The following is a 26484-nucleotide window of genomic DNA, read 5'->3' on the forward strand; positions in this document are numbered from 1 at the left end:
CGCCACGCCGGGGCCGCGATGCGGCTCCGGCTTTTTCACGCCCAAGCCTATCCGTCCCGGCGCTACTCCAGCCGGAAGCGGGCGATCATCTCGTCCTGCTCGGCCACGTCGGCGGCGGTGTCCTTGCAGTGCCGCAACTGCACTTGCGCCGCGTCGCTGACGCGCTGGCCGATGTGCTGGATGCTGCCAGCGCTGTCGTTGATCTCCCGCGTCATCTGGCTTTGCCGGCTCACCGCGCCGGCGATGTCGCTGTTCTTGGCGTTGATGTCGGAAATCACGTCCTGGATGCGCGTCAGCATCTCGCTGATCTGCTCGGCGTCCTTCACCGTGCTGCTGGCGCAATCGCGGCTTTCGTCCATCCGGCCCCTGGCCTCGCTCACGCCGCGCTGCAGCTGCTCTATCATGCTGCGGATTTCCTGCGTCGCCTCCTGGGTTTGCGAAGCCAGCTTGCGGACCTCGTCCGCCACCACGGCGAAACCGCGTCCCATCTCCCCGGCCCGCGCCGCCTCGATCGCGGCGTTCAGCGCCAGCAGATTGGTCTGCTCGGCCACGCCGGTGATCACTCTAACGATGGATTCGATGTTCTTGCTGAACTCGGCCAGCTCGTTCATGGACAGCGAGGTCTGTTCCAGGGTGTCGGCCAAGCGCCGTATCGCCTGGCTGGACTGGGTGACCAGCACCATCCGGCTGCCGGTCTCCTCGTGCGCCTGCCGCGCGGCCTCGGCCACCGCGCCGGCATTGGAGGTCATCTCGCCGGACGCCTCCGCCATCTGGCCGATGGACGCCACCAGTTGCTCCAGTTCTCTTTGCAGGCGGCTGGCCTCGCCGCTGCTCTGCTGCGCCTCTTCCGCGCTCTGCTCGGCGCCCTGGTGGACGCGGGTGGAAATCTGGCGGATGTCGCCGATCAAGCGCTGCAGATAGGCGATGAAGCGGTTCAGCTCCTTGGCCACCTCGCCGAATTCGTCGCGGGAGCTTTCGTCGATGCGGCGGGTCAGGTCGCCGTTGCCGCTGTTGAGCTCGGCCAGCGAATGCTTGAGCTGCTGCAGGGGACGGCGCAGGATCTGCTGCATCAGCGTGCTGAGGATGACCATGCTCAGCAGCACCCCTATCACCGCGCCCCAAAAGCCGCGCCAGCCTATCTGCTTGGCCTCGGCCATCACCTTGCCCTCGTCCAGCACCACGCCCACCAGCCACTTGGCCGGCTGCAGGTGCGACAGCGGCTGGAAGGCCACCATCAGTTTCTGGCCGTTGACCTCCACCTCGTGCACCTTGCCGTCCAGCGCCGGCGCGGCGCCGCCGAACAGCTCGGCGACGCTCTTGCCGTTCAGCTTGGCGTCCGGATGGCTGATGATCTTGCCGTCGGCGGACAGCAGGAAGGCGTAGCCCGCGCCGTTGAAGGTGGCGGTGTTCAAGGCGTCCGAAACCGACTTCAGGCTGAGGTCGCCGCCGAAAGCGCCCTTGAACGCGCCCTTGTCGGTCAGCTTGGCCACCACCGAAATCAGGATCTCGCCGGAGGCGGCGTCCGGATAGGGATCGGTCAGGCCGACGCCGGCGGCCGCCTTGGCCACCGGATACCACGGCCGCTTGCGGGCGTCCCAGGTGGGCGGCGGATTCCACGACGGATCGTTGGAGATTCTCTTGCCGTCGCTGTCCAAGCCGCCGAACACCAGCTTGAACTCGTTCTTGAGCATGGGCCGCTGAAACACTTCCAGGATGCGCTCGCCGCTGAAACCGGCGTCTATGGTTTCCGACATCAGCTGGATCTGCGCCAGCTTGCCGTTCAGCCAATTGGCGATCTGCTCGGCCAGCACCTGGCTGGTCTGGGTCACTTCCTGCTCCTTGCCGGCGCGTATGCTGTCCGCCACGCTCAGGTATTGCAGCCAGGACAGGGTAGACAGGGTCAAGGCCAATACCAGGGCGGAAATCAGGCCGGCTTTGTGGGCGATTTTCATGGCGGCGGTCCGGAAAAGTGAGTATTTTCACCATAGCGCACCCGCGCGCCGCTCCAAGCCCCGCCGCTTTGTTTTTTACGAAAATCGCGCGCCGCGCCCCCGGCGACGCCCGATTCCCCGCTTCAAGCGCGCGCGCCGGCAAGGCCTCCCGAAGCCTAGTCCGCGCCGGGTGTTGAAGCCGCGGCCCCTAGCGTCGATAATTAGCGGTTTTTGAAGCGGAACCCCACAGCATGCCCGTGATCACACTCGTCGACAGGATCGACGCCCTGCTGCCCCAGACCCAATGCGGACAATGCAGCCACGCCGGCTGCCGCCCGTATGCGGAGGCGCTGGCGGAAGGCCGCGATCCGATCAACCGCTGCCCGCCGGGCGGCGACGACGGCATCCGGGCGCTGGCGGAGCTGCTGGGCCGGGACGTCGTTCCCTTCGCCGCCGACGGCCCGCAGCCCAAGCCGCGCGCGCTGGCCGTGATACGCGAAGACAGCTGCATAGGCTGCACCCTGTGCATCCAGGCCTGTCCGGTGGACGCCATCGTCGGCGCCGCCAAGCAGATGCACACCGTGATCGCCGCCGAATGCACCGGCTGCGAGCTGTGCCTGGCGCCCTGTCCGGTGGACTGCATCGACCTGCTGCCGGTGGCCGATCCCGCCGACGGCGAGCGCGAACGGGTGATGGCGCGCGCCGCCCAGGCCCGCGTCCGCTATGAACGACGCCAGGCGCGCAAGACGCGCGATCAGGCGGACAAGGCCAAACGCCTGGCCGAGCGCGCCGCGGTCAGCGCCGCGCCGGCCTCCCCGGCCGCGGCGCCGGTCGCAGCCTCCGCCGCCGCGCCGGCGGCCGACAAGAACGAATTGATCCGCAAGGCGATGGAACGCGCCGCCGCGATGCGCGCCGCCCGCGAACAAGCAGACAAGGACAAGCCGTGAACGCCGTCAAACGCAAAGAAATCTTCACCCGCCTGCGCGACGCCAACCCGCACCCCACCACCGAGCTGGAGTACAGCAGCCCGTTCGAACTGCTGATCTCGGTGCTGCTGTCGGCGCAGGCCACCGACGTCGGCGTCAACAAGGCCACGCGCCGGCTCTACCCGGTGGCCAACACCCCGGCGGCGATGCTGGCGCTGGGCGAAGAATCGCTGGCGAACTTCATCAAGACCATAGGCCTGTACAAGACCAAGGCCAGGAACGTGATCGCCACCTGTCACCTGCTGCTGGAAAAGCACGGCGGCGAGGTGCCGCAAACCCGCGAGGCCTTGGAAGCGCTGCCCGGCGTCGGCCGCAAGACCGCGAACGTGGTGCTCAACACCGCTTTCGGCCAGCCCACCATCGCGGTGGACACCCATATTTTCCGGGTGTCCAACCGCACGCGGATCGCGCCCGGCAAAGACGTGCGAGAAGTCGAGGATAAGCTGGTAAAATACATCCCCGACGAATTCAAAGTCGACGCGCATCACTGGCTGATCCTGCTCGGCCGCTACGTCTGCAAAGCCAGGAAACCGGAATGCGAGCGCTGCGTCATCGCCGACCTCTGCGAATATCCGGCAAAAACCGTTATGATTAAAGACAACTGAATCAAATACTGGAAAAACTCCGGTTCCGCCCTTATTTTCCGCATAGACATCAACCTAAAAGGATAGCCTGTGACAACGTATCTGCGCACCCTGGTTGGCGCCTTGCTCGCAGCCTCGTTGCTGTCCGGCTGCGACAAGGTCGAGCGCTTCTTCAAAGGCAACTCCCAGCCCGCGCCGGTCGCCATTCCCGCGCAACAGGATGGCCGCGTCGCCATGCTGCTGCCGGACTTCACCCAATTGGTCAGCCGCGACGGTCCGGCGGTGGTGAACATCCAGGCCAGCCGCGAAGAGAGCGGCGGCGCCCAAGCCAGCAATCTGCCGATTCCGGTGCCGGAAGACGACCCGCTGTACGATTTCTTCCGCCGCTTCATCCCCAATCATCCGCCGCAGCGCGAACAGCCGCAGGAAGAAAGCGTCTCCTTCGGCTCCGGCTTCATCATCAGCGCCGACGGCTACATCCTGACCAACGCCCACGTGGTGGCGGACAGCCAGCAGGTCAAGGTGATGCTGACCGACAAACGCGAGCTGCGCGCCAAGCTGGTGGGCGTGGACAAGCGCACCGACGTGGCGCTGCTGAAAGTGGCGGCGGCGGACCTGCCGGTGGTCAAGATCGGCAGCCCGGCGGACTTGAAGGTCGGCGAATGGGTGGCCGCCATCGGCGCGCCGTTCGGCTTCGACAACACCGTCACCGCCGGCATCGTCTCGGCCAAGGGCCGCAGCCTGCCGGACGAGAACTTCGTTCCCTTCATCCAGACCGACGTGGCGATCAACCCCGGCAACTCCGGCGGCCCGCTGTTCAATCTGCGCGGCGAGGTGGTGGGCATCAACTCGCAGATCTACAGCCGTTCCGGCGGCTTCATGGGCATTTCCTTCGCCATCCCCATCGACCTTGCCATGAGCGTGGTCGATCAGCTCAAGGCCAAGGGCAAGGTCAGCCGCGGCCAGCTGGGCATCAACATTCAGGAAGTAACCCAGGAACTGGCGCAGTCCTTCGGCCTGCAGCGCCCCAGCGGCGCGCTGGTGGTGCGCGTCGATCCCAAGGGACCGGCCGCTCGCGCCGGCCTGCAAGCCGGCGACATCATCCTGAAGCTGGACGGCAAGGCCATAGAAAGCTCCAAGGATCTGCCGGTACTGGTCGGCTCGCTGCAGCCGGGCACCAAGATCAAGCTGACGGTGTGGCGCAAAGGCGTGGAGAAAGAGCTGGAAGCCACGCTGGCCGAACTGGCGCAGGATGCGCCGAGCGCGCAGCCGCAGCAGGAGGAAAGCTCGCCGCAGGGCTTCCAGTTCGGCAAGCTGGGCCTGACGCTGAGCGAACTGACGGCGAACCAGCGCTCGGAACTGGGCGTGCGCGGCGGCTTGCTGATCCAGAAGGCGCAGGGCCCGGCCGCCCGCTCCGGCCTGCAGGCGGGCGATGTGATCCTGGGCTTGAACCAGGTGGAAGTCTCCACCATCGCCAGCTTCGAGAAAGCGCTGGCCAGCGCCAAAGGCCATATCGCCTTGCTGGTGCGCCGCAACGAGGCGGTGTTGTTCGTGCCCCTGCGGCTGGAATAAGCCCTTTCTCCATCCGCAACGCCCCAAGCCGCCGTCAGGCGGCTTTTTCATTTGTCCGGCATACCGCCCGCGCGTCCGCGCTGCTAGGATGAAGCTTTCGCCACCCGCCCCAGGAGAACCGCCATGGACTTTCACACCGCCGATCTATGCGATCAGTTCGACGAGCAACTGCAGGTGCTGACGCCCTCGCTGCAACGCTACGGCGGCCAGGCCCGCTTTTTCGGCCGCATCGAAACCCTGAAGCTGTTCGAGGACAACAGCCTGCTGCGGGAGGCGCTGAGCCAGAACGGCGCCGGCAAGGTGCTGGTGGTGGACGGCGGCGGCTCGCTGCGCTGCGCGCTGCTGGGCGATCAACTGGGCGTGCTGGCGGTGGCCAACGGCTGGGCCGGCCTGGTGATCAACGGCTGCGTCCGCGACTCCGCCGCCTTGAACAAGCTGGCGCTGGGCGTACGCGCGCTGGGCGTTCATCCGCGCAAATCGGTGAAGCGCGGAGAAGGCCAGCGCAATCTGAGTGTGGAGTTCGGCCAGGTGCGCTTCAGCCCCGGCCACTGGCTGTACGCCGACGAGGACGGCGTGGTCGTCGCGCCGGGCGCGCTGCACCCGGCGCCGTGACGCGCGGCGGATCGTAAACACGTTCTCAGACTTCGCTGCGCTGGTAGACGGGCAGCTCCTGCTGCGCGGCGGGGCTGCCCCAAGGCAGATGCTGCTCCCACCAGATATGCCCGGCCGGCGCCACCAGCTCCGGGTGGTCCAGCGAGGACACGGTGAGGTCGAGCTCCTCCGGGTCCGATTCGTGGCGATAGCTCAGGGTGGAGCCGCAATGCGGACAGAAGCCGCGGCTGACCGCGGCCGAGGAATGGTAGATCACCGGCTTTTCGCCGCGCCAGTCCAGATCGGCCACGCGGATGGTGAACCAGGTGACGAAGGCCGCGCCGCTGGCGCGCCGGCAGCTTTTGCAATGGCAGTGCACCACATCGTAAGGCTCGGCGCGCAAACGGTAGCGCACCGCGCCGCACAGGCAACCCCCGGTCAGATTCTGGCTCGTGCTCATGATGCCTCCCTCGCTGCTGGATGGACGATGGATTGGGAAGCGGCCGCCGACGCAAGCCCGGACCGGCAGCCAGACACCTCCGCTTTTTAAATATGATTCACCGTCGACGCCAGCGCCAAGCCCCGGCTTGAAATAAACCGGCGCCGGCCCCGAGATTGATGCTGTGCTGCAACAAAAAAACAACGGCCGCCCTGAGGCGGCCGCTGACGGGCGAAACCGGAGGCGGATCAGGCCGCCTGGGTCGGCGTCGCGCCCTTGAGCTCGGTCATCTGGTTGTCCGCGTCGACGAACACCAGCTTGGGCTGATGATGCTTCAGCTCGGCGGCCTCGTACTGGGCGAAGGAGGCGATGATCAGCAGATCCCCCGGCGCGGCGCGGCGCGCGGCCGAGCCGTTGACCGAGATGGTGCCGGAACCGCGCTCGGCCTTGATCGCGTAAGTGGCGAAACGCTCGCCGTTGGTGACGTTCCAGATCTGCACTTCTTCGTATTCCAGAATGTCGGCCGCTTCCAGCAGGTTCTCGTCTATCGCGCAGGAGCCGATATAGTGCAACTCGCTGTGCGTGGTGGTGACCCGGTGGAGCTTGGATTTGAGCATATTGCGCTGCATGATTGCATCCTTAGTCCGCTGATCAGCGGAACACTTCAATGTTGTCGATCAGGCGGGTGCGCCCCAGTCGGGCGGCCGCCAGCACCACCAGGCGTTTTTCGCCGGCGTGCGCCACCGCCAGGGTGTCGGCCTGGCGAATTTCAACGTAATCCACGGTCCAGCCGGCTTGGGCCAGATCGTCGCGCGCGCCTTGCTCCAGCGCCGCGTAGTCATTGTCGCCGTCTTGCAGCCGCTGCTGCAGCCGCGTCAGATTGCGGTACAGCCGCGGTGCCTCGGCGCGCTCTTCCGCGCTCAGATAACCGTTGCGCGAGGACAGCGCCAGGCCGTCGTCGGCGCGGCCGGTATCCACCGGCACGATCTCGATCGGCGAGTTCAGGTCGTCCACCATCGAGCGGATCACGTGCAGCTGCTGAAAGTCCTTCTTACCGAAACAGGCCAGGTCCGGCTGCACGATGTTGAACAGCTTGGTCACCACGGTGGCGACGCCGCGGAAGTGGCCGGGGCGGAAGGCGCCGCACAGCTCGTTCTGGATATTCGGCGGCTCCACGTTGAAGTCCTGGCGCACGCGCGGATACAGCTCCTGCTCCTCCGGGAAGAACAGCGCGTCCACGCCGGCGGCGCGCAGCTTGTCGCAATCGGCGTCGAAAGTGCGCGGGTAAGCGCCGAAGTCCTCGCCCTGGCCGAACTGCAGCCGGTTGACGAAGATGCTGACCGCCACTTTGTCGGCGCGTTCGCGCGCCGCCTTGACCAGGGCCAGATGGCCGGCGTGCAGATTGCCCATGGTGGGCACGAAGGCGAGCTTGCCCGCCTGGCGGCGCCAGGCGCGCATCTCCGCCACGGTACGAATGATTTCCATTGCTTGATGTCCTGGGCAGAGCCGATCAGAAAGTATGTTCCGCCGCCGGGAAGGACTTGTCCTTCACCGCCTGCACATAGGCCTGCACCGCGCCCTGGATGCTGGCGCTCTCGGCCATGAAATCCTTGACGAAGCGCGCCTTCTTGCCCGGATACACGCCCAGCATGTCGTGCAGCACCAGCACTTGGCCGGACACGTCGGCGCCGGCGCCTATGCCTATGGTGGGCGCCGAAATCGACTCGGTGATCTCGCGCGCCAGCTCGGCCGGCACGCACTCCATCAGCACCAGGCTGGCGCCGGCCTCGGCGTGCGCCTTGGCGTCGTTGACGATGCGGCGCGCATCTTCCTCGCTCTTGCCCTGCACCCGGTAGCCGCCGAAAGTGTTGACGAACTGCGGCGTCAGGCCGATGTGGGCGCACACCGGCACCCCGCGCTCCACCAGGAAGCGGGTGGTGTCGGCCATATAGGCGCCGCCTTCCAGCTTCACCATGTGGGCGCCGGCCTGGATGATGCGGGCGGCGTGGGCGAAGGCCTGCTGCGGGCTTTCCTGGTAAGCGCCGAAAGTCATGTCGCCCAGCACCATCGCCTGCTTGGCGCCGCGCGCCACGCAACGCACGTGGTACAGCATTTCCTCTTCGGCCACCGGCAGCGTGGAGTCTATGCCCTGCACCACCATGCCCAGCGAATCCCCCACCAGCAGAATCTCGACGCCGGCTTGCTCCAGCAAGGCGGCGAAGCTGGCGTCGTAACAGGTCAGCATGGCGATCTTCTGCCCTTCCTGCGCCATTTTCTGCAGGGTGTTGACGGTAATTTTCATGCCCGTTCTTCCTCGTTCAGTCGTCCATCAGCCGGCGGGGCGCGCAGCGCGAAGCGGCTCAGACGCTCTTGTTGAAATAATTGCGCTGGCCTCGCGCCTCGCTGATGCAGCGGATCAACAGCTCGAAGTCCTCGTCGCCGTCCACCAGGTTCAGGTGATCGGTGTTGACGATCAGCAGCGGCGCGGCCTCGTATTGATGGAAAAACTCGCTGTAGGCCTGATGCACGCGCTTCAGATAGCCTTCGGGGAAATTGACCTCGTATTCGGCCGCCCGCGCGGCCACCCGGCTCAGCAGGTTTTCTTCGGAAGCCTGCAAATAGATCACCAGGTCCGGCACCGGATGCTCGGGCATCGCCTGCGCCGCCAGACGCTTGTACAAGGCCAGCTCGGCCTCGTCCAGATTGATCTTGGCGAACAGCGCGTCTTTTTCGAACAGGAAGTCCGACACCAGCGGGCTGGCCAGCAGCTCGCCGTCCAACATGCTCTTGGCCATTTCGGCGCGTTGCAGCATGAAGGACAGTTGGGTGGACAGGCCGTGAGCCGGCAGGTTGCGGTAAAAGCGCGGCAGGAAAGGATTGGCGGCGGGATCTTCCGCCAGCAGGCGCACGCCCCAGTATTCCGACAGTCGGCGCGCCAGAGAGGATTTGCCCGCGCCGATCGGCCCTTCGACCACGACATAACGCAATTGACTCATCGCTCGCTTCCTCTTAGCTAGTTGTTTTCGAGACGCTCCACGCCTTGATCGGCCAGCCCGGCGGCCAGTTCGCCGGCCGTGCCCAGCGCCGGCAGCGCCAGATTGGGGGCGATCTCCGCCAGCGGGATCATGACGAAGCCGCGCAGATGCATGCGCGGATGCGGCAGGGTCAGGTCTTCGTCGCTCTGCGCGACGCCGCTGTAATACAGCAGATCCAGATCCAGCACCCGCGGCGCGTTGCGGAAGGTGCGCACCCGGCCGAATTCAGCCTCAATCGCCAGCAGCCGGCGCAACAACTCGCGCGGCGCCAGCGCGGTGTCCACCTCCGCGACGGCGTTGATGAAGTCCGGCTGATCGGCATAGCCCACCGGCGCGGTGCGGTACAGGGCGGACGGCCGGATCAGCGCGGTGTCGGGCAAGGCGGCGATCGCGGCGATCGCGGCGCGGATTTGCGCCGCCGGCTGCTCGAGATTGCTGCCCAGCGCGATGAAAGCCTGGGCCACTTAGGCCTCTCCGCCGGATTCGCCCGCGGCTTTGCGGCGATTGGCGGGACGGCGGCGGCGGCGCTTCTTGGCGGGGTCCGGCTCGCCGCTGGCCTTGGCGATCTCCAGCAGCTGTTCGCGCTCCTCGTCGTCGGCGCGTTGGAAATCATTCCACCAGGACACCAGCTTCATGTCCACCTCGCCGGCTTCGCCGCGCAGCGCGAAGAAGTCGTAGGCGGCGCGGAAGCGCGGCTGTTCCAGGAAGCGGTAGGCGCGCTGGCCGCTGCGGCTGTCGAAGCGCGACTGCAGCATCCAGATTTCGCGCATGGTCACGCTGAAGCGGCGCGGAATGGCGAAATCGTTGTCCTGTTCGGACTCCACGTCGGCGATCGCCTGCGCCAGCGCGTACACCGCGCGGTCGCCGGCGTTCAGGCGCTTCTGCCAGCGCTGGTGCACCTGCTTCCACAACAAGGTGGCCAGCAGGAAGCCCACCGACACCGGCTTGTCGGCGCGGATGCGCTGATCGGTGCTTTCCAGGCCCAGCTTCAAGAACAGATCGTCGCCCTTGTCGTCCAGCACCGCGTCCAGCAGCGGAAACACGCCGCGCGCCATGCCTTCCTCGCGTAACTTCTTCAGGCAGCCGTAGGCTTGGCCGGACATCAGCAGCTTGAGCATTTCGTCGAACAGGCGCGCCGGCGGCTCTTTCTTCAGCAGATGGGCGTGGGTGCGGATGGGCTTGCGGGTGGCGTCGTCGATCTCGAAGCCCAGCTTGGCCGCCAGGCGCACCGCGCGCAACATGCGCACCGGGTCTTCCTGATAACGGCGAGCGGGCTGGCCTATCATCACCAGCTTGCGGGCGCGCAAATCCTTGACGCCGTGGTGGTAGTCGATGACGGTTTCGTCGGACGGATCGTAGAACAGCGCGTTGACGGTGAAGTCGCGGCGGTGGGCGTCCTCTTCCTGGCTGCCGAAGCTGTTGTCGGCCATGATGCGGCCGGTTTCATTGGTGTCGTCCACCGAGCCGCCGCGGAAGGTGGTCACCTCTATGGTTTCCTGCCCCATCATCACGTGGACGATGCGGAAACGCCGGCCGATGATGCGGGAGCGGCGGAACACCCGGTGCACTTCCTCCGGCGTCGCGTTGGTGGCGACGTCGAAATCCTTCGGCGACACGCCCAACATCAAGTCGCGCACGGCGCCGCCCACCACATAGGCGGAAAAACCGGCCTCCTGCAGTCGGGTGGTGACTTTCAGCGCAGCGGAGCTGAGCTGGTCTCGGCGGATGCCGTGTTGCGGCAGAGGAATCACGCGCGCCTTGGTGCGGCGCTTGCCCATGCCGGCGGGCAGGTCCAGTACTTTACGGATAAACTTGCGGATCATTATGAGAAGATAGTCGACTTGGAATGCCAGGATTCGCAAGACTAGTAGGTAGTCAAGCCGGCGATTATATCCCTATTCTTTGCAGAAAATACAATTCGCCGCCATATCCCGCCGCGATGCAACATCCACGACCGCCAATTGCCCGCCTCCGGTGATAGGCATACAATCGCTGCCGATTCGCCGACTCCGACAAGACCCCGCCCGTGCGCCCTACTCTCAGCTTTCATCTTCAGACCATTCCCAACGTGCCCGCCATCCGCCAGCTCTATCAGCTGGACGGCGAAATCGGGGAGGCCGACGTCGCCGATTTCGTGCTGCAGCGCTGCCGCGCCCAGAGCGGCACCGACTTCATCCCCTTCCACTTGCACCGCGTCGTCGCCATCGCCGGCGTGCTGCAGCAGGATGGGCGCACTCGCCTCGTCGAGCGGCTCGCCGTCGACGCCGGCGACGAAGCCGCGATGCTGGCGGACTGGCTGGACCTGCTGCGCGACAGCCGGGCGCAATTGGTCAGCTGGGACGGCTCGCGGCTGGAGCTGCCGGTGCTGCGCCATCGCGCGCTGGCGCTGGGCCTGCCGCTGGCGGAGCAGCTGCGTTCCGGCCGGCCAGCGGACGCGCATTGCGCGCTGAGCGAAATCCTGAGCGGCGGCCATGCCGAACTGGCCACCCCGCTGGGCGAACTGGCCCGGCTGTGCGGCCTGCCCGGCGAGGCCGAACTCAACGGCCCGCGGCGCTGGGAACTGTATCGCGCCGGCAACGCCGGCGCGCTCGCGGAGCACAACGCGCGCCAGGCCGCCAGCTGCCACCTGCTGTGGCTGCGTCGGCAATGGCTGGAAGGCGCGCTGGACGCCGCCGCCCACCAGGCCTGTAAACAGGGGCTGCGCGCCGCCGTCGCCGCGCGGCCGGAACCTCACTGGCGCGGCTGGCTGGCCGATTGGCCCGCCGAGGCCGAGCAAGGGGATTGACAGCCCAAAGCCAAAGGCATAGGCTGACATTCATGCGCCGATTTGACACAGCTTGCGGGCGCTTAACAAATGCCAGCTAAAGCGTCAAACCGGTCAACCCGCTTGCGCTCTTAGTCGTAGGCGGGTTTTGTTTTACCCGTACAGGCAGTTAAGCACGGCAATCGCTTCGGATCGATGCATGAGCCGCGCCCCGTTTCCGTTTCGGGCATGCGCGGCGGCGCCGAGTTAAAGACAACTTGCAGGGCGCCCAAAAATCCTGCTAAAGCGTCGCCGGCGAGATCCCAGTCCGGCGCGCCAACCGCGACCGAACCGATTGGAGAACCGCCATGTACGACTGCCTGCAAGATAGCTATACCGATTTCTCTTTTGCCAATTTCGACGCCGTGGGAAGACCTCGCCCCCTTTGCGGCAGCCTGAGCGCCTCTCCGCTCACGCCGACCGACACCCCCGCCCTGCAAGAGCTGGCGGATTTCGCCCATGAGCTGGGCTATGAACTGGACCGCAACGGCGAACACCTGACCGTGCGGGACATTTCGCTGGTGGACGCGCTCAGCATCAACGCCCGTTTCGGCGGCGAGTTGCTGATCAGCTGCGATCTGCGCCGCGATCCGCCCGCGCGCTTCTGAAGAACCGGTTTACGCTCGGCCGCGCGTCGCGAGGCCTTACACGGCGAGCAGCGCTTAGGAAGGCTCATCCGCTTCTTCAGCCGCAACGCCTCGCGCCTCGCCTTGGCTCCCGGGATCGCAAATCCGTTCCAAGAACCGCCGGGGGCGCTCCGCGCGTCCGTTCCGCCCTTTGCCGCCCCATTGTCATGGAGCGGCAAAGACAAGCCCGCCCCGCAGCCGGTATAATGGCCAGTTCTCCGTGCCATCCCGCCTACTCCCATGCTGTTTGAAATCAATCGCGCCCCGCGCGGGGCCGTGCTGCAGGAAGCCCGTCAAATCAGCCGGCTGGCCTTGCCGATGATGATCGCCCAGATCGCTCAGGTGGCCACCGCCTTCGTCGACACCGTGATGGCCGGCCGCGTCAGCACCGACGACCTGGCCGCCGTCTCGCTGGGCGCCAGCGTGTTCATCACCTTCTACGTCACCCTGATGGGCATCGTCACCGCGCTCAACCCCATCCTGGCCCACCAGCTGGGCGCCGGCGAGCACGACAAATTCAAGGACACCGCGCGCCAGGGCCTGTGGTTCGGCCTGCTGATCGGCCTCTTCGGCGCGGCGATGATGGTGGCGCTGGAGCCGGCGCTGCGGCTGTGGCTGCATCTGCCGCCGGAAGTGACCGACAAGGTGATGCTGTTCATCACCGGGGCCGCCGTGGGCATGCCGGCGGCGATGACCCACCGCGCGCTGCACGCCTACGCGTCCAGCCTGGGCCGGCCCAAGGCCATCATGGTGGTCAGCCTGCTGGCGCTGGCGCTGAACGTGCCGCTCAACTACATCCTGATCCACGGCCTGTTCGGCCTGCCCAAACTGGGCGGCGCCGGCTGCGGCTGGGCCACCGGCATCGTGTTCTGGTTCAACTGCCTGGCCCTGCTCGCCTATGTCAGCTGGCATCGCAACTTCAGCCGCTTCCGGCTGCTGGAGCGGCTGCGCGGCCCGGACTGGCGCATGTACCGCGGCTTCCTCAAGTTGGGCGTGCCCATCGGCCTGTCCTTCTTCGTCGAGGTCAGCCTGTTCTCCTTCATCGCGCTGCTGATCGCCGAGCTGGGCACCGTGGTGGTGGCCACCCACCAATCCGTGCTCAATTTTTCCAGCATCATCTACATGCTGCCGCAAAGCGTGGCCACCGCGCTGTCGGTGCGCGTTGGCCACCACGTAGGCGCCGGCGACTACCGCGCCGCCCGCTTCAGCTCCGGCGTGGGCCTGCTGCTGGGCCTGAGCATGGCCTTCTGCGCGATGCTGGTGGTGCTGCTGTTCCGCGAACCCATCATGCGCATGTACACGCCGGACCCACGCGTGATCGCGATGGGCGCCACCCTGCTGCTGTTCGCCGCGGTCTATCAATTGACCGACGCCGCCCAGACCATCGCCTCCGGCGCCTTGCGCGGCTACAAGCTGACCACGGTGCCGATGATCATTCACATTCTGTCGTTCTGGTGCGTGGGCCTGGGCCTGGGCATCACTCTGGGCCTGACCGACTGGCTGACCAGGAAGCCCATGGGCGTGTTCGGCTTCTGGACCGCGCTGGTGATCAGCCTGAGCGTGGCCGCGCTGTTCCTGACCCGCTACCTGGCCGGGGAAAGCCGCCGCCGCCTGCATCGACAACTTCAACCGGAACCGGCGCCATGAGCCTGACCTTCAGCCAACATCACCCGCTCAAACCGCTGAACACCTTCGGCATGGACGCGCGCGCGCGCGACTTTTGCGAACTGAACGCCTTGGCCGACCTGCCGGCGCTGCTGGACAGCCCGGCCTATCAAACCGGCCCGGTGCTGTGGCTGGGCGGCGGCAGCAATCTGCTGTTCACCCGCGACTACCCCGGCCTGGTGGTCAAGCTGGGGCTGCGCGGCATCCGCCTGCTGGAGGAGAACGGCGACGAGCGTATCGTCGAAGCCGCCGCCGGCGAGAACTGGCACGACTTCGTGCTCCACACCCTGAGCCGGGGCTGGTACGGGCTGGAAAACCTCAGCCTGATTCCCGGCACCGTAGGCGCCAGCCCGATCCAGAACATCGGCGCCTACGGCGTGGAGGCCAAGGACCACATTCACCAAGTCGTCTGCGCCGACCTCGAGCGCGGCGGCGCCGAACTGACGCTGGACGCGGCGGACTGCCGCTTCGGCTATCGCGACAGCGTGTTCAAGCACGAAGCCGCCGGCCGTCTGCTGGTCGTCGCCGTGCGTTTCCGGCTGTCGCGCGCGCCGCGGCTGCGCACCGGCTACGGCGACATTCAGCAAGAGCTGACCGCCGCCGGCGTCGTCTCGCCCACGCCGCGGGACGTCAGCGACGCGGTGATCCGCATCCGCTCCAGCAAGCTGCCCAACCCGGCCGAGCTGGGCAACGCCGGCAGCTTCTTCAAAAACCCGGTGCTGCCGGCGGAGCAGGCGCAAGCGCTGCTGGCGCGCCATCCGGCGTTGCCGCACTACCCCGCCGCCGACGGCCAGATCAAGCTGGCCGCGGGCTGGCTGATCGACCAATGCGGGCTGAAAGGCTATCGCGACGGCGACGCCGGCGTGCACGCGCGCCAGGCGCTGGTGCTGGTCAACTACGGCGCCGCCAGCGGCGAACAGATGCGCGCGCTGGCCGACAAGGTGCGCGCCGAAGTCCGTCGGCGCTTCGGCGTGGAACTGGAGCCGGAACCCATCGTTCTCTAAACTGTTGGCGCGAGCCGCTCGCGCCCTAGACAAAAGGCGAAGCAATGAATTCAAGCGTAGACGTGCTGGTATTCGATCTGGGCGGGGTATTGGTGGACTGGAACGGCATCGACCCGCTGGTGAAGCTGTCCCAGGGCAGGCTGGATCCGGAGCAGGCCCGACGTTTCTGGATGGAAACGCCGTGGATCGCCGAACTCGACACCGGCGCCTGCACGCCGGAGGCGTTCAGCGCCGCGATGGCGGAGCATCTGGGGCTGGACATCGACGCGAAGGAAATGACCGCGCAGTTGGACAGCTGGCTGCGCGGCGCCTTCCCCGGCGCGGCCGAGATGCTGGCCCGGCTCGGCGCTCGCCATCGCCTGGCCGTGCTCAGCAACAACAACGCGCTGCACTGGGGCAAGATCGAGCGCGAATTCGATCTGCTGCACCGCTTCGACAAGCTGTTCGCCTCCCATCTGATCGGCCTGCGCAAGCCGGACGACGCGGCGTACCGCCATGTGCAGCAGGAACTGGGCGTCGCGGCGGGGCGTATCGCTTTCTTCGACGACAATATCGAATGCGTGGACGCCGCGCGCCGCGCCGGCTGGCAGGCCTTTCACACCAAGGGCCTGGACCAGGTGCAGGCGGCGCTGCGCGCCAACGGCTGGCTGGATTAGGCCGGGCCGCGCTAGAACACCCCGCCGGCCTTGCAGAAAATCGCCACCACCGTCAGCAGGCCGATCAGCCAGGACAGCGAGCGCAAGCTGGCCTGATCGGCCAGATACAGCAAGCCGTGCGCGACCCGCGCGACGATGAAAACCCCGGCGGCGGCGTCCAGAAAGGCCTGCGGCACGTGCATCGCCCATCCCACCAGCACCGCGGCGGCATAGGTCGGGAGCGCCTCCCAGGCGTTCTGCTGCGCCCAATTGGCGCGCAGCCGGTAACCGCTGGCCTGGGCCAGCGCCTCTCGCGGCTTGTGGTTGTCCATCCGCGCGCCGGCCTTGGTCACCCCGGCCCAAATCAACGGCAGCAAGGCCGCCAGCAAAATGCTCCATAAAGCGAACGGCATGACATTCTCCTATCTTGATCCAGCATTACGCATGAGCGCCCTTGAAAACGCGCTCGCCCTGTCGCCTCTTACGCCGCGCGGCGGACCGCCAACAGCCTCTCACCGCGCACGGCGTCGCGGCCCGAGGTAACGGCCGTCGTCAAAGGTCGCCACCCACTCCGGCCGGTAAACCACCAGCACCGCCGCCAACAAGCCGGTGGTGAAGGCCTCCGACCACGACAATAAAAAATAGAACGGCAGCGTCTCTTCCAGCAACTGGTCCCAGGGATAGGCGCCGGCCAGCCCCAAGGCCGACAGGCCGGACAGGCCCGCGGCGAACATGCCGGCGCCGCCGGCGAGAAAGCCGTTGACGAAGACGTAGACGAACAGATTGCTGGGCAAGGCGCGCTGGCTCAGCCGCAGCGCCGCGGCGGACAGCGCCACCGGCGGCAAGATCATGGTCAGATAATTCAGGCCCAGCGCCGGCAAATCGGCCTGCCCGCTCAAGGCCAGCGCCAGCAAGGGCAGCGCCAAGGCCAGCAAGGCCAGCCACGGCCCCATCATCAGGGTGAACAGGCCGGCGCCCAGCAAATGGAAGGACAGGCCCGGCGCCACGCCGCCGCGCAACAGCCACAAGGCCAGCGCCAGCACGCAGGCGCCCATCCAGGCGTTGCAGGCCGGCAAGGGCAAGCCGCGCCAGGCCACCCGCCGCGCCGCCAGCGCCAACAAAGACAAAGCCGCGCCATTGCTCAACCAAAGCGCGGCGTCGGGAAAAAACGATGCGGGCAAATCCATGAACGACCTATCGGCTTGCTTATTCATTTCGAATGATACCAGAGCGCGCGCACCAAGCCGTCGCCATTGGGTACAATGACGTTTTCTTGGAGAGTCCCGCATGCCCGCTTTGCCCGCCCCTCACCTGATCGCCCAGCAAGTCGCCGCCGCCCTGGCCGAAGACATCGGCCGCTGCGACTGGACCGCCCTGCTGATTCCCGAACACAGCGCCGGCGCGGCGCGGGTGATTGCGCGCGAAGCGGCCACGCTGTGCGGCCAGGCCTGGTTCGACGAATGCTTCCGCCAAGTCGACCCCCGTTGCCGGGTGGAGTGGCTGGCCGCCGAAGGCGAGCAAGTGGCCGCCGGCGCGGTGCTGTGCAATATCGCCGGCCCGGCGCGCGCGCTGCTGAGCGCGGAACGCTCCGCGCTCAACTTCCTGCAGACCCTGTCCGCGGTCGCCAGCGAAACCCGCCGCTACGTCGACGCCGTAGCCGGCACCCGCGCCCGGATACTGGACACCCGCAAGACCATGCCGGGGCTGCGGCTGGCGCAGAAATACGCGGTGACCGCCGGCGGCGGCGACAATCAGCGCGTCGGCCTGTTCGACGGCATCCTGATCAAGGAAAACCACATCATGGCGGCCGGCGGCATCGCCGCCGCGCTGCGGGCCGCGCAACAACTGGCCCCGGCCGACGTCAGCCTGCAGATCGAGGTGGAAACGCTGGAGCAACTGGAAGAAGCGCTGCGCCACGGCGCCAAGCTGGCGCTGCTGGACAATATGTCGCTGGAGCAAATGCGCGAAGCGGTGCGCCTGACCGCCGGCCGCGCCCAGCTGGAAGCCTCCGGCGGCGTGGACTTCGACACCGTGCGCGCGATTGCGGAAACCGGGGTCGACCGCATTTCCGTGGGCAAGCTGACCAAGGACGTCCGCGCCGTCGATCTCTCGATGCGCTTCACCGCGGCCTGAGAGCCTGCTCAAAGTCTCGCGAGCAAGGGCGAGACAAGGCGAAAATGAGCGAAAAAGCGGAATGTACACGTGGTACATGAGCATTTTGAGCTGGTTTTCAACGCTGTATCGCCGAAGCACAGCAGACTTTGAACAGGTTCTGAGACGCCGTCCGGGCCCGGCGGCGGCGGGCCCCTGTCATACTCCGCCGCCTAGCGCTATAACTGGTTCATAACCCCCAATAACGAGCGTCATGGACTTCAACCTCCGCAAACGGAACAAACGCCCGGCACGCTATGCGATCTGGGGTTCCATCCTCTTCTTGCTCGGCACGCTGGCGCTGGTGGCCCTGGAACTGCTCAACACCTATCACCAGGAAGAGGAAAACGCGCTGCGGCAGGCCAACGGCCTCAGCCAGCTGCTGGCGGAGCGGCTGGCCGCCGGCATCAGCGAAGCCGGGCTGATCCTGCAAAGCAGCAGCCAGCTGCCGCAGGTCCAGGCCCTGCTGCACACCGGCAAAAGCAGCGAGGACGGGCAACAAAAACTGTTTCAGCAACTGCAGCAGCAACTGCAGCTGGCCCCCTATCTGAGCCGGATAGAAATCATAGACAGCGCCTGCCAGGCCATCTTCACCAGCCGTCAGGCCGCCATCGTGCGGCAGCCTCACAATGAGTTCTGCCGCTGGCTGCACCGTAACGAAGGCCCGGAAAACAATTACACCGCAGCCCAGCACAACCCCGAGCAACACGGCATCGTGCTGGCCAGCAAGCTGCGCGACGACGGCGGCAACGTCATCGGCATGGCCGCCGGCGTCATCGCCAACAATTTCTTTCAGGACGAAGTCTCGCGCATCACCGTCGGCGAGCACGGGGAAATCCTGGTGCTGGACCAAAGGCAGCTGATGGTGGCGCGCTGGCCCAAGCCGCCCAAGGGACTGGAACGACAGTTCCGGCCGCTGCAACCGGCCAAGCTGCTCAGCCGCGACGGCAATCAGGCGCAATTCAGCGCGCCGTCCAATATCGACGGCGTCACCCGCCTGTACAGCCAAAGCCAGACCGGCCGCTACCCGTTCCAGGTGGCGGTGGGCATCGCCCGCAAGGACTTCACTCGCTCGGTGCAGGAGAAGGCGATGCTGGCGCTGCTGGGCTGGCTGTTCATCGCCGGCATGACGCTGCTGGCCTTGCGCAACTACCTGTCCAATCTGCGCCAGCACACGCTGCTGAGCCGCAGCACCGACCTGATCCGGCAAAGCGAGGAAGAGGCCAAGCTGATCCTGGACACCGCGCCGCTGGCGCTGCTGCTGGTCAATCCCAAGACCCGCCGCATCCAGCGCGCCAACGCGCTGGCCCGCGCCATGCTGCAGCTGCCGCCGCGCGCGGCGGGCTCCAAGGAGGATTCGGACATTCTCAACCTGCCGTTTCGACTGCAGCCGCTGGATCAGTGGCTGGAGGCCGGCCAGGAAGTCGAGAATCAGGAAATGGAGCTGGAACTGGAGGACCACAGCCGGCTCTGGGTCATCGTCTCGCTGCGCCCCTTGGGCGAACGCACCCCGCCGTCCACGCTGGTGGCGCTCTACGATATTTCCAGCCGCAAACAGCTGGAGCAGCAGTTGCAGGAAAGCAACCAGCAACTGAGCGAAATGGCGGCCACCGACCCGCTGACCCATCTGTACAACCGGCGCTACGCCGACATGATGCTGAAGGACGAGATCAGCCGCTGCGAACGCTACGGCCAGACCATGACCATAGCGGTGTTCGACATCGACCACTTCAAGCAATTCAACGACCGCCACGGCCACCAGGCCGGCGACAATGTGCTGGTGGCGGTGGCCAACGCGCTGACCGACACCACGCGCAACACCGACATCAGCGCGCGGGTGGGCGGCGAGGAATTCCTGGTGATTTTCCCCTGCACCCGGCTGCGCGACGCGCAAAAGGTGATGGAACGGGTGCAAGTGGTGCTGAGCCAGACCCGCTTCCCGCTGGTGGATCAGAGCGTGACCTTCAGCGGCGGGCTGACCGACTGGCGGCCTCACGACACGCCGGAACTGATGCTGGCGCGCGCCGACCGCCTGCTTTACGAAGCCAAGGTGGCCGGCCGCAACATCCTGTTCAACGATCTGGACATGATCTGAACGGCGGCCGATCCTGTCCGGCCACGCCCAAGGCGTCGGACAGCAGCCACAACATCGCCGCGGTGGCGCCCCAGATCCGGTGGCGCTGCCAGTCTAGAGACAAATACGCGCGCATCTGGCCGTCGCCCCCCCGGTGGCTGTGGCGCTGATAAGCGCCGGTGTCCATCAGCAGCGGCAGCGGCGCCTCGAACACCTCGGCCACCTCGCCCGGCTCTGGGCTGAGTTCGAACGGCGGCAGCACCAGGCCCACCACCGGCGTCACCACGAAGCCGGTAATCGTCACATAGTCCGGCAAACGGCCCAGCAGCCGGACATGATTCTCCGTCAGCCCGGTTTCCTCCCGCGTTTCGCGCAGCGCGGCGCGCTCGGCGGAGCCGTCGTCCCGCTCCAGCTTGCCGCCCGGAAAGCTGACCTGGCCGGCGTGGGCCGGCAGGTTTTCCGCGCGCCGGGTCAACATCACCGTGGGCCCCTCGCTGTGCCACACCAGCGGCACCAGCACCGCCGCCGGCCGCAGACCGCCGTCGGCCGGCCGGAAACTGAAATCGCCGACCCTGCCGGTAAAGTCATAAGCCGAAAGCCGACCGGCAATCCAGTCGGCCGCTTCTCCCGCCTCCATCGACCACATATTATTGTCCCCTGCCGTCATCCACTCGCCGGGCCAACGCGCCGGCGGCATCCTTGCTCCATCTTAGGCCAAATCGCGGCCTCGCTGTCGACGCCGCCATCGGTATTAACAAAAAACCCGCGCGCCGGGGGCCTGAGCGGCGCCGGCGGACGCGGGCAAAAAAAATGCCAGGCGGCGAGCCTGGCATTGCTGAGCGTTTCCGAACGCTCTTAGAACCTGTTTACGATCTGCTGCGCGTCGGCGATACGGCGTTGAAAACATCTTCGAAATGCTCATGTACCACTTGTACATTCCGCCTTCTCAACCGTTTTCGCCTTGTCTCGCCTTAGCTCGCGAGATCGTAAACACGTTCTTAGCGGCGCATCGAGTCGAAGAACTGCTGGTTCGACTTGGTGGCCTTGATCTTGTCCTGCAGGAATTCCATCGCTTCCAGGTCGTCCATCGGGTAGAGCAGCTTGCGCAACACCCAGATCCGCTGAAGCTGATCCTGCGGAATCAGCAGCTCTTCGCGACGGGTGCCGGAGCGGTTGATGTTCAGCGCCGGGAAGATGCGCTTCTCGGCCATGCGGCGCTCCAGATGGATCTCGCTGTTGCCGGTGCCCTTGAATTCCTCGTAGATCACATCGTCCATGCGGCTGCCGGTATCGATCAGCGCGGTGGCGATGATGGTCAGGCTGCCGCCCTCTTCCACATTGCGCGCGGCGCCGAAGAAGCGCTTCGGGCGTTGCAGCGCGTTGGCGTCCACGCCGCCGGTCAGCACCTTGCCGGAGGCCGGCACCACGGTGTTGTAAGCGCGCGCCAGACGGGTGATGGAGTCCAGCAGGATCACCACGTCCTTCTTGTGCTCCACCAGGCGCTTGGCTTTCTCGATCACCATCTCGGCCACTTGCACGTGACGGGTGGCCGGCTCGTCGAAGGTGGACGACACCACTTCGCCCTTGACCGAGCGTTGCATCTCGGTCACTTCTTCCGGACGCTCGTCGATCAGCAGCACGATCAGCACCGCTTCCGGGTGATTGGCGGTGATGGCGTGGGCGATGTGTTGCAGCATCACGGTCTTGCCGGACTTCGGCGGCGCCACCAGCAGGCCGCGCTGGCCCTTGCCGATCGGCGAGATCAGGTCGATGATGCGGCCGGTGATGTTTTCCTCGGCGCGGATGTCGCGCTCAAGCTTGAACTGCTCGGTGGGGAACAGCGGCGTCAGGTTCTCGAACAGAATCTTGTGCTTGGAGTTCTCCGGCGCTTCGCCGTTGACCTTGTCCACCTTGACCAGCGCGAAGTAGCGTTCGCCGTCCTTCGGGGTGCGGATCTCGCCTTCGATCGAATCGCCGGTATGCAGGTTGAAGCGACGAATCTGCGACGGGCTGACATAGATGTCGTCCGGGCCGGCCAGATAGGAGGTGTCTGGGCTGCGCAGGAAACCGAAACCGTCCGGCAGCACTTCCAGGGTACCTTCGCCGAAAATGCTCTCGCCTTTTTTGGCCTGGTTTTTCAGCAAGGCGAAGATCAAGTCCTGCTTGCGCAGTCGGTTGGCCCCGTCGATCTCGTTGGAAATGGCCATTTCAACGAGCTCGGAAACATGAAGATGTTTTAGATCAGATAAGTGCATAGCAGCCGTAGGTCGACTCGGTAACGATTTAGCGGAACGCTGAATTCGGAGGGTGGCGTAAAAAATGGAACGGGCAACGCGTCAATCGCTACCCGTTTTGAGATTTTGCTGGAGAATAGACGCTTTACAGTTGGCTGTCAATGAAGGCGGTCAACTGGCTCTTGGCCAGCGCGCCCACCTTGGTGGCGGCAACTTGGCCGTCCTTGAAAATCATCAGCGTCGGGATGCCGCGGATGCCGAATTTCGGCGGCGTCAGTTCGTTCTGGTCGATGTTCAGCTTGACCACTTTCAGGCGGCCTTCGTATTCCTTGGCCACTTCGTCCAGGATGGGAGCGATCATCTTGCACGGACCACACCACTCGGCCCAGTAATCAACCAGCACCGGCAGGTCGGCTTTCAGAACATCGGTATCGAAACTGTCATCGCTTACGTGGTGGATCAGATCGCTCATGGTTTCCTCGCTATTTATTTGGTGGTGCATCGACTGCAATTGATGTGTGATGGTAGCAAGCGCGGACTGCCGGAGCAACCGGAAATCCGGCGCGCGCGGCCCGGTTCGCGCTTCGTTCTTTCCTTATATACCACCGGAAAGGCTCCGACCTGGCCGACAATGCCGCTGCTGAAACGCCCGGGCTTCGGTATAATGCGCAGCTGTTTATTCCGAGAAGGACTCCAAATGGGCTTTCTGCAAGGCAAAAAGATTCTGATTACCGGCATGATCTCCAACCGCTCCATCGCTTACGGCATTGCCCAGGCCTGTCATCGCGAAGGCGCGGAATTGGCGTTCACCTATGTGGTGGACAAACTGGAAGACCGCGTGCGCGAAATGGCCGCGGATTTCGGCTCCAAGCTGGTTTTCCGCTGCGACGTGCAGAACGACGAAGAAATCAATAAATTGTTCGCCGATCTCGGCAAGGAATGGGACGGCCTGGACGGCCTGGTGCACGCCATCGCCTTCGCCCCGCGCGAATCGCTGGAAGGCGACTTCCTGGACGCGCTGAGCCGCGAAGCCTTCCAGACCGCCCACGACGTGTCCGCCTACAGTTTCCCGGCGCTGGCCAAGGCCGCGCGTCCGATGATGCAGGGCCGCAACGCCGCGCTGCTGACCCTGTCCTACCTGGGCGCGGTGCGCGCAATCCCGAATTACAATGTGATGGGCCTGGCCAAGGCCAGTCTGGAGGCCTCGGTGCGCTTCATGGCCGCCAGCCTGGGCAAGGACGGCATCCGCGTCAACGGCATTTCCGCCGGCCCGATCAAGACCCTGGCCGCCGCCGGCATTTCCGGCTTCTCCAAGCTGCTGGCCATGGCCGCCGGGCAATCCTGTCTGCGCCGCAACGTCACCACCGAGGAAGTGGGCAACACCGCCGCCTTCCTGCTGTCCAATCTGTCCTCGGGCATCACCGGCGAAATCACCTATGTCGACGCCGGCTTCAGCATCAACTCGCTGAACGTGCCGGAAGCCTGATTCAAGCGCCGCCATATCGAATGGACCCGCCGGGTCCATTTTTTTTGCCCTCTCTCATCCGCCGCCCCGCCGTCGTTCATATTAGGGGGACGCCCCATTGCGAAATGGATAAGCGCGGCGGCATCGCATGCAAAACGATGCCGCCGGCGTTCAAGACGCGCGAATGCCCGAACGCAACGTCATGCGGCCAAGCCGCATCAGTGGCGAGACCCCAGATCCCTGTCCTCGGCCGCCCCGCTCAGCATATGCGTCAGTTCGTCGCAGGCGCGCACCATGCCGTCGCGCACGCGGAACTCGGCGATGACCAGCATGCGCACCTGGCTGCCGTCCCGCTTGTCGGCGGTGACCAGATGACGGGTGAACAGCCGTTCGCCCTGCTCCGCCCAGCTGAGGATTTCCAGGCCGATCCGGTGGCACGCCTGCTTCAGATGGCGCAGATGCTTGACGAAATCGGCGTAGTCCAGACTGCGGCCGTCCGCCTGCTGGCGGTAGTCGGGATGCACCAATCGCGCCAAGCGGCTCTCGTCCAGCTCCGGGCGCAGCAACGCGCAGTCGAATAATTCACGCACCACGGCGATAGCGGTGTCTTGCATGGTCTTGCTCCTTATGGGAATACGATGTCGACGTTGGGCGGCGCGGCCAAGAGCGGCCAACAAATTCCGGATGCCGCGTTGCGCCGACTTGCCTCAGCCGCGAAACGGGTTTTTGTCAGCCTCTCTAAAGTCCGCGCCGCCACGATGACAGTATCCCTCCCCGCCGCGACGGCGCGTTATCGCTATAATGCCTAGCAATATCTCAAACAGGCCAAACCCATGTTGCTCGCCGCCGCCCGCATCCGCCACGACGCCGCCGATCCCGAAGCCTGGCACAGCCATGACAGCGGCCAGCTGAGCTTGCTGCGCCACGGCGTGCTGAGCATCGCCACCGACGGCGGCCGGCTCTGGCTGCCGCCCGGCCACCTGGCCTGGATTCCCCCCGGCGTGCGCCACGCCTCCCACCGTCACGGCCTGATAGACGGCATCAGCCTGCACTTCGCCGCCGCGGCCTGCGTCCGGCTGCCGGCCAGCGCGCAAGCCATCGCCTGCGATGCGCTGCTGCCGGCCATCATGCGGCGCGCGCTGGACTTCGCCGCTCCGCCCCTTCCCGGGCAACAGCGGCTGCTGGAGGTCTTGCTGGACGAGTTGGAGCAATGCCCGCCCTTGCGCCTGAACCTGCCCTTGCCGCAAGACCGGCGCGCGCGCCGCGTCGCCGACGCGCTGGCGGACGCCCCCGACGATCCGCGCTCGCGCGACGACTGGGCGCAATGGGCCGGCCTCAGCGGGCGCAGCCTGAGCCGCCTGTTTCCGGAACAGACCGGGCTCAGCTTCCAGGCCTGGCGCCGCCGGCTGCGGCTGTTGAAGTCGCTGGAATACCTGTCGGCCGGCCAAGCGGTCGGCGCCGCCGCCTGGCGCTGCGGCTACGACAGCCCCAGCGCCTTCATCGCCGCCTTCCGCCGGGAGTTCGGCCGCACGCCGGCCCAGTTGCTGGGCCGGCCCGCGGACGTCTTCAGCGATAACTATTGTTCTTGAACTGATTGAACAGCCGCACCCGCTCCCTTTGCAGCGCCGGCGGCACCCGCCCCTGGCCGCGCAGCCTGGCCATCGTCGCCGCGTCCAGATAGAGGTTGCGGTCCGCCGTCAGCGCGCGGTCCAGCAGCGGCCGCGTCGCCGGCAAGGCATTCGGATAGAACAGCTCGTTGCTGATGTCCGCCATCACTTCCGGCCGCATCATGAAATCGAGGAAACGATGCGCGTTGTCCGGATGCGGCGCGTCCTTGGGAATGGCGAAAGTGTCCATCCATAATTCGGCGCCCTTGGGGGACAGCAGGTAGCGTATCTTGCGCGGACTATTGGCCTCGCGCGCGCGGCGCGCGGCGATGTAGGCGTCGCCGGAGTAAATCATCGCCGCGCAGACCTCGCCGTTGACCAGGTCGTTGATGGGCGAGGAGCTGAACACCCGCACATAGGGTCGAACCGCGCGCAGCAGGCCGGCGACGGCCGCCAAGTCCTCCGGCCGGTTCAGAGCCGGATCCTTGCCCAGATAGATCAGCGCCTGCACCACCACCTGGCTGGGCGAAATCATCATGGCGACGCCGCAGTCGCCAAGCTTCGCCGCATAGGCGGGATCGAACAGCAAGGCCAGCGCGTCGGCCGGCAGCGGCTGGCCTCCCAGCGCCCGCCGCGCCCGGTCTTCGTCGACGGCCACCGAGGTGGTGCCCCACAAATAGGGCACGGCGTGGCGGTTGCCCGGATCGGCGGCGGCCAGTTGCCGCAGCAGCGCCGGGTCCAGTTGGCGATGATTGGGCAGCTTGGCCTTGTCCAGCGGCTGAAAGACGCCGGCCGCCAGTTGATTGCCCAGAAAGCTCATCGACGGTCCCACCACATCGTAGCCGCTGCGGCCGGTCAACAATTTGCCCTGCAGGATTTCATTGCTGTCGTAGACGTCGTAGCGGACCTTGATGCCGGTCTCGCTCTCGAAACGGCACAAGGTCTGCGTGCCGATGTAGTGGCTCCAGTTGTAGACGTTCAGCACCTTTTCTTCGGCCGCCTCCGCCGACAAGGCCGCACAGCAAACCCAGATCACGGCTCCAATGCGTCGCAACATGACTGCCCTCCCCCTATCGCGCGCC

At 65.8% G+C, this 26484-nt stretch carries 28 protein-coding genes; 13 read left to right on the top strand and 15 right to left on the bottom strand.

The features are described from left to right. Positions 1–62: 62 nt before the first annotated feature. Positions 63–1952, bottom strand: a complete 1890-nt coding sequence (locus JW897_RS06105) for a methyl-accepting chemotaxis protein (protein ID WP_205465495.1) — start codon at positions 1950–1952, stop codon at positions 63–65. A 230-nt stretch (positions 1953–2182) separates the two neighbouring features. Between JW897_RS06105 and rsxB the strand changes: the two genes are divergently transcribed. The 4 genes from rsxB (at position 2183) to rraA (ending at position 5685) form a co-directional block, all read left to right on the top strand. Further along, on the top strand, positions 2183–2878 hold the full coding sequence (gene rsxB, locus JW897_RS06110) for an electron transport complex subunit RsxB (protein WP_048413848.1): 696 nt from the start codon (positions 2183–2185) through the stop codon (positions 2876–2878). Then, positions 2875–3522, top strand: a complete 648-nt coding sequence (nth, locus tag JW897_RS06115; RefSeq protein ID WP_048413849.1) for an endonuclease III — start codon at positions 2875–2877, stop codon at positions 3520–3522. The genes rsxB and nth overlap by 4 nt, the downstream gene beginning before the upstream one ends. Positions 3523–3591: 69 nt before the next feature. Further along, a complete protein-coding gene (locus tag JW897_RS06120; protein ID WP_048413850.1) occupies positions 3592–5073 on the top strand; it encodes a DegQ family serine endoprotease in 1482 nt (493 codons plus the stop codon). Between the two features lie 123 nt (positions 5074–5196). Continuing rightward, positions 5197–5685, top strand: coding sequence for a ribonuclease E activity regulator RraA (gene rraA / locus JW897_RS06125; protein WP_048413851.1), 489 nt, complete (start codon positions 5197–5199; stop codon positions 5683–5685). A gap of 25 nt (positions 5686–5710) precedes the next feature. Here the strand turns inward: rraA and JW897_RS06130 are convergent, their stop codons facing one another. From JW897_RS06130 to pcnB, 7 genes are all read right to left on the bottom strand, one after another. Next, complete coding sequence (locus JW897_RS06130) at positions 5711–6124, bottom strand: GFA family protein (RefSeq protein ID WP_048413852.1); 414 nt, start codon at positions 6122–6124, stop codon at positions 5711–5713. Positions 6125–6351: 227 nt separating this feature from the next. Beyond that, positions 6352–6732: an aspartate 1-decarboxylase gene (gene panD, locus JW897_RS06135; protein ID WP_048413853.1), complete on the bottom strand. Its 381-nt coding sequence runs from the start codon at positions 6730–6732 to the stop codon at positions 6352–6354. 22 nt (positions 6733–6754) lie between these two features. Continuing rightward, positions 6755–7588 (bottom strand): pantoate--beta-alanine ligase, encoded by an 834-nt coding sequence (gene panC, locus JW897_RS06140; RefSeq protein WP_205465496.1) that lies wholly within the window; start codon positions 7586–7588, stop codon positions 6755–6757. A gap of 25 nt (positions 7589–7613) precedes the next feature. Next, a complete protein-coding gene (panB, locus tag JW897_RS06145; protein ID WP_048413855.1) occupies positions 7614–8405 on the bottom strand; it encodes a 3-methyl-2-oxobutanoate hydroxymethyltransferase in 792 nt (263 codons plus the stop codon). Positions 8406–8463: 58 nt separating this feature from the next. Beyond that, entirely contained in the window at positions 8464–9099 is a 636-nt protein-coding gene (locus tag JW897_RS06150; RefSeq protein ID WP_048413856.1) for a deoxynucleoside kinase, read from the bottom strand. 17 nt (positions 9100–9116) lie between these two features. Next, a complete protein-coding gene (gene folK, locus JW897_RS06155; protein WP_205465497.1) occupies positions 9117–9602 on the bottom strand; it encodes a 2-amino-4-hydroxy-6-hydroxymethyldihydropteridine diphosphokinase in 486 nt (161 codons plus the stop codon). Continuing rightward, positions 9603–10961: a polynucleotide adenylyltransferase PcnB gene (gene pcnB, locus JW897_RS06160; protein ID WP_205465498.1), complete on the bottom strand. Its 1359-nt coding sequence runs from the start codon at positions 10959–10961 to the stop codon at positions 9603–9605. Positions 10962–11164: 203 nt separating this feature from the next. Here pcnB and JW897_RS06165 point away from each other — a divergent pair, with 203 nt between their 5' ends. The 5 genes from JW897_RS06165 to JW897_RS06185 all read left to right on the top strand — a co-directional run bounded on the left by JW897_RS06165 (position 11165) and on the right by JW897_RS06185 (position 15892). Next, positions 11165–11923: a hypothetical protein gene (locus tag JW897_RS06165; protein ID WP_082158870.1), complete on the top strand. Its 759-nt coding sequence runs from the start codon at positions 11165–11167 to the stop codon at positions 11921–11923. A gap of 326 nt (positions 11924–12249) precedes the next feature. Further along, on the top strand, positions 12250–12549 hold the full coding sequence (locus JW897_RS06170) for a hypothetical protein (protein WP_205465499.1): 300 nt from the start codon (positions 12250–12252) through the stop codon (positions 12547–12549). A gap of 258 nt (positions 12550–12807) precedes the next feature. After that, complete coding sequence (locus tag JW897_RS06175; protein ID WP_048413861.1) at positions 12808–14214, top strand: MATE family efflux transporter; 1407 nt, start codon at positions 12808–12810, stop codon at positions 14212–14214. Continuing rightward, entirely contained in the window at positions 14211–15236 is a 1026-nt protein-coding gene (gene murB, locus JW897_RS06180; protein WP_205465500.1) for a UDP-N-acetylmuramate dehydrogenase, read from the top strand. Before JW897_RS06175 ends, murB begins: the two co-directional genes overlap by 4 nt. Positions 15237–15280: 44 nt before the next feature. After that, complete coding sequence (locus JW897_RS06185; protein ID WP_205465501.1) at positions 15281–15892, top strand: HAD family hydrolase; 612 nt, start codon at positions 15281–15283, stop codon at positions 15890–15892. An 11-nt stretch (positions 15893–15903) separates the two neighbouring features. Here JW897_RS06185 and JW897_RS06190 read toward each other — a convergent pair whose 3' ends face one another. Together JW897_RS06190 and JW897_RS06195 are read right to left on the bottom strand one after the other, a co-directional pair. After that, positions 15904–16284 carry an MAPEG family protein gene (locus tag JW897_RS06190; protein WP_048413863.1) on the bottom strand — a complete coding sequence of 127 codons (381 nt, stop codon included), beginning with the start codon at positions 16282–16284 and terminating at the stop codon, positions 15904–15906. A 99-nt stretch (positions 16285–16383) separates the two neighbouring features. Beyond that, positions 16384–17085 (bottom strand): energy-coupling factor ABC transporter permease, encoded by a 702-nt coding sequence (locus tag JW897_RS06195; protein ID WP_338030555.1) that lies wholly within the window; start codon positions 17083–17085, stop codon positions 16384–16386. Between the two features lie 73 nt (positions 17086–17158). Here JW897_RS06195 and nadC point away from each other — a divergent pair, with 73 nt between their 5' ends. Together nadC and JW897_RS06205 are read left to right on the top strand one after the other, a co-directional pair. Next, complete coding sequence (nadC, locus tag JW897_RS06200; protein WP_048413865.1) at positions 17159–18004, top strand: carboxylating nicotinate-nucleotide diphosphorylase; 846 nt, start codon at positions 17159–17161, stop codon at positions 18002–18004. A 232-nt stretch (positions 18005–18236) separates the two neighbouring features. Further along, complete coding sequence (locus JW897_RS06205) at positions 18237–20117, top strand: sensor domain-containing diguanylate cyclase (protein ID WP_205465502.1); 1881 nt, start codon at positions 18237–18239, stop codon at positions 20115–20117. Here the strand turns inward: JW897_RS06205 and JW897_RS06210 are convergent. The 3 genes from JW897_RS06210 to trxA all read right to left on the bottom strand — a co-directional run bounded on the left by JW897_RS06210 (position 20095) and on the right by trxA (position 22802). Continuing rightward, positions 20095–20793: a CoA pyrophosphatase gene (locus JW897_RS06210; protein WP_240352108.1), complete on the bottom strand. Its 699-nt coding sequence runs from the start codon at positions 20791–20793 to the stop codon at positions 20095–20097. The genes JW897_RS06205 and JW897_RS06210 overlap by 23 nt on opposite strands. A 301-nt stretch (positions 20794–21094) precedes the next feature. Continuing rightward, the gene (gene rho, locus JW897_RS06215; RefSeq protein ID WP_043591613.1) at positions 21095–22351 is read right to left on the bottom strand and encodes a transcription termination factor Rho; all 1257 of its coding nucleotides are present in this window, start codon (positions 22349–22351) and stop codon (positions 21095–21097) included. Between the two features lie 124 nt (positions 22352–22475). After that, positions 22476–22802 (bottom strand): thioredoxin TrxA, encoded by a 327-nt coding sequence (trxA, locus tag JW897_RS06220; protein WP_039755088.1) that lies wholly within the window; start codon positions 22800–22802, stop codon positions 22476–22478. A 225-nt stretch (positions 22803–23027) separates the two neighbouring features. Between trxA and fabI the strand changes: the two genes are divergently transcribed. Beyond that, complete coding sequence (fabI, locus tag JW897_RS06225; protein WP_043591772.1) at positions 23028–23816, top strand: enoyl-ACP reductase FabI; 789 nt, start codon at positions 23028–23030, stop codon at positions 23814–23816. 197 nt (positions 23817–24013) lie between these two features. Here fabI and JW897_RS06230 read toward each other — a convergent pair whose 3' ends face one another. Then, positions 24014–24409 (bottom strand): nuclear transport factor 2 family protein, encoded by a 396-nt coding sequence (locus JW897_RS06230; RefSeq protein WP_205465503.1) that lies wholly within the window; start codon positions 24407–24409, stop codon positions 24014–24016. A gap of 219 nt (positions 24410–24628) precedes the next feature. Between JW897_RS06230 and JW897_RS06235 the strand changes: the two genes are divergently transcribed. After that, positions 24629–25384, top strand: coding sequence for an AraC family transcriptional regulator (locus tag JW897_RS06235; RefSeq protein WP_205465504.1), 756 nt, complete (start codon positions 24629–24631; stop codon positions 25382–25384). Here the strand turns inward: JW897_RS06235 and JW897_RS06240 are convergent. Next, on the bottom strand, positions 25362–26459 hold the full coding sequence (locus JW897_RS06240) for a polyamine ABC transporter substrate-binding protein (protein ID WP_205465505.1): 1098 nt from the start codon (positions 26457–26459) through the stop codon (positions 25362–25364). The two genes, JW897_RS06235 and JW897_RS06240, sit on opposite strands and share 23 nt — an antisense overlap. Positions 26460–26484 lie beyond the last annotated feature (25 nt).

Source organism: Chromobacterium alkanivorans (genome assembly GCF_016937655.1).
GTDB classification, from domain to species: domain Bacteria; phylum Pseudomonadota; class Gammaproteobacteria; order Burkholderiales; family Chromobacteriaceae; genus Chromobacterium; species Chromobacterium alkanivorans.

What these genes read in the sequence shown, in the direction of transcription:
- JW897_RS06105 (WP_205465495.1), bottom strand. Translation starts at nt 1,952, where the DNA reads ATGAAAATCGCCCACAAAGCCGGCCTGATTTCCGCCCTGGTATTGGCC.
- rsxB (WP_048413848.1), top strand. Translation starts at nt 2,183, where the DNA reads ATGCCCGTGATCACACTCGTCGACAGGATCGACGCCCTGCTGCCCCAG.
- rraA (WP_048413851.1), top strand. Translation starts at nt 5,197, where the DNA reads ATGGACTTTCACACCGCCGATCTATGCGATCAGTTCGACGAGCAACTG.
- JW897_RS06130 (WP_048413852.1), bottom strand. Translation starts at nt 6,124, where the DNA reads ATGAGCACGAGCCAGAATCTGACCGGGGGTTGCCTGTGCGGCGCGGTG.
- panD (WP_048413853.1), bottom strand. Translation starts at nt 6,732, where the DNA reads ATGCAGCGCAATATGCTCAAATCCAAGCTCCACCGGGTCACCACCACG.
- panC (WP_205465496.1), bottom strand. Translation starts at nt 7,588, where the DNA reads ATGGAAATCATTCGTACCGTGGCGGAGATGCGCGCCTGGCGCCGCCAG.
- panB (WP_048413855.1), bottom strand. Translation starts at nt 8,405, where the DNA reads ATGAAAATTACCGTCAACACCCTGCAGAAAATGGCGCAGGAAGGGCAG.
- JW897_RS06150 (WP_048413856.1), bottom strand. Translation starts at nt 9,099, where the DNA reads ATGAGTCAATTGCGTTATGTCGTGGTCGAAGGGCCGATCGGCGCGGGC.
- pcnB (WP_205465498.1), bottom strand. Translation starts at nt 10,961, where the DNA reads ATGATCCGCAAGTTTATCCGTAAAGTACTGGACCTGCCCGCCGGCATG.
- JW897_RS06170 (WP_205465499.1), top strand. Translation starts at nt 12,250, where the DNA reads ATGTACGACTGCCTGCAAGATAGCTATACCGATTTCTCTTTTGCCAAT.
- JW897_RS06175 (WP_048413861.1), top strand. Translation starts at nt 12,808, where the DNA reads ATGCTGTTTGAAATCAATCGCGCCCCGCGCGGGGCCGTGCTGCAGGAA.
- murB (WP_205465500.1), top strand. Translation starts at nt 14,211, where the DNA reads ATGAGCCTGACCTTCAGCCAACATCACCCGCTCAAACCGCTGAACACC.
- JW897_RS06185 (WP_205465501.1), top strand. Translation starts at nt 15,281, where the DNA reads ATGAATTCAAGCGTAGACGTGCTGGTATTCGATCTGGGCGGGGTATTG.
- JW897_RS06190 (WP_048413863.1), bottom strand. Translation starts at nt 16,284, where the DNA reads ATGCCGTTCGCTTTATGGAGCATTTTGCTGGCGGCCTTGCTGCCGTTG.
- JW897_RS06195 (WP_338030555.1), bottom strand. Translation starts at nt 17,085, where the DNA reads ATGAATAAGCAAGCCGATAGGTCGTTCATGGATTTGCCCGCATCGTTT.
- nadC (WP_048413865.1), top strand. Translation starts at nt 17,159, where the DNA reads ATGCCCGCTTTGCCCGCCCCTCACCTGATCGCCCAGCAAGTCGCCGCC.
- JW897_RS06205 (WP_205465502.1), top strand. Translation starts at nt 18,237, where the DNA reads ATGGACTTCAACCTCCGCAAACGGAACAAACGCCCGGCACGCTATGCG.
- JW897_RS06210 (WP_240352108.1), bottom strand. Translation starts at nt 20,793, where the DNA reads ATGCCGCCGGCGCGTTGGCCCGGCGAGTGGATGACGGCAGGGGACAAT.
- rho (WP_043591613.1), bottom strand. Translation starts at nt 22,351, where the DNA reads ATGCACTTATCTGATCTAAAACATCTTCATGTTTCCGAGCTCGTTGAA.
- trxA (WP_039755088.1), bottom strand. Translation starts at nt 22,802, where the DNA reads ATGAGCGATCTGATCCACCACGTAAGCGATGACAGTTTCGATACCGAT.
- fabI (WP_043591772.1), top strand. Translation starts at nt 23,028, where the DNA reads ATGGGCTTTCTGCAAGGCAAAAAGATTCTGATTACCGGCATGATCTCC.
- JW897_RS06230 (WP_205465503.1), bottom strand. Translation starts at nt 24,409, where the DNA reads ATGCAAGACACCGCTATCGCCGTGGTGCGTGAATTATTCGACTGCGCG.
- JW897_RS06235 (WP_205465504.1), top strand. Translation starts at nt 24,629, where the DNA reads ATGTTGCTCGCCGCCGCCCGCATCCGCCACGACGCCGCCGATCCCGAA.
- JW897_RS06240 (WP_205465505.1), bottom strand. Translation starts at nt 26,459, where the DNA reads ATGTTGCGACGCATTGGAGCCGTGATCTGGGTTTGCTGTGCGGCCTTG.